Source organism: Corynebacterium sp. CCUG 70398 (genome assembly GCF_024454055.1).
Classification (GTDB): domain Bacteria; phylum Actinomycetota; class Actinomycetes; order Mycobacteriales; family Mycobacteriaceae; genus Corynebacterium; species Corynebacterium genitalium.
Map to the genome: position 1 here is coordinate 1 of NZ_JAGPYZ010000021.1, position 1125 is coordinate 1125.

Genomic DNA, 1125 nt, shown 5'->3' on the forward strand with positions numbered 1-1125 from the left:
TGATGGTACTGCACCCGGGAGGGTGTGGGAGAGTAAGTTACCGCCGACCAACAACAACAAAAACAACTCAATACACACAGCACCCTGGACACACACCGTGCCCAGGGTGCTTTTCCATCTACACCTCAGGCAGCGGCAGCCCGGAAAACCCTTGTGCAATGCAGGTTCGCTTCACCCCGGTTAGGGGATGAGTGAAAGCAGGCCCAACGCAACCATCCCGCACTTCCGACGGCACAGAAGCTGATGATCTTCTCATACCCATAAAGGGGTGATTTTCATTGAAGGTCTCCCGCGTCGCGCTCAAATATGTGAAGAGAAGTTACGATCCCAACCAATGCCAATAGCGTTCAGCGTTACCGGTAGCCGTGTTTAAAGCCCGCCTTAATTGGAAAGGATATTTATATGTGGTCTGCGCAAAGGATTGGTCGTCAAATTGGGAAGACGGCCATGGAAGTCAATAAAATCTTGGCCGAATTGGGTTTTCAAGAGGGAAGCCCGGGGGCTTGGCAAGTTACCGAGAAGGGTGAATCACACCAGCAGGTGAACGACCATCACAATGGTTACGGTGGATTCGCGGCCCGTAGCTGGGCGGTTACTTTGTGGGATGATTTTGTCGCCGAGACCGTAATAAGTAAATACAAGCGCAAGCAATAGAACAATCGATCATCAACCGGAACGTCTTTACTGCTAAAGCTAGCAATACTGCCGTGGGTTCGTCAGTGGATACGAGAGAAAGGTGTAGGCTCAGGAATAGCGAAAACTTTGGCTGCATTTGAACGGGTTTTGCTGACGCAGATTCGCTTAGTGGTTCTAGCCAGTTTCAAGAAGGCCTGTAGCGATTCTCGTGCGCCAACTGTTTGCGACAGATGATTCTGCTCCGGTGCAACTTTTACACTGAAATACTGGGCTCCTTAGGCTTTCAGGGATGACGTAGCATTTGGGCCGGTTGGGCATACAAGGGCGACGATATCTAACTCGGCAGATGAACCATCGCATCCAAGAAATGAAGCGTCCTGGTTTTCGTTCCGCTTATTGAACGCCCAACGGGTGGGCGTGTGATTGTTGATAGTAGGCGTCTTCCATCTCTTGTGGGGTGATGTATCCCAATGACTCGTGCAGGCGGTG

General features: G+C 51.0%; 1 protein-coding gene. It reads left to right on the top strand.

The features are described from left to right. The first annotated feature begins 402 nt into the window (after nucleotides 1–402). Nucleotides 403–654: a hypothetical protein gene (locus KBX07_RS11300; protein ID WP_256024169.1), complete on the top strand. Its 252-nt coding sequence runs from the start codon at nucleotides 403–405 to the stop codon at nucleotides 652–654. Nucleotides 655–1125 lie beyond the last annotated feature (471 nt).

Bases quoted from the DNA above. Each gene is read 5' to 3' on its own strand.
- KBX07_RS11300 (WP_256024169.1), top strand. From the start codon at position 403: ATGTGGTCTGCGCAAAGGATTGGTCGTCAAATTGGGAAGACGGCCATG.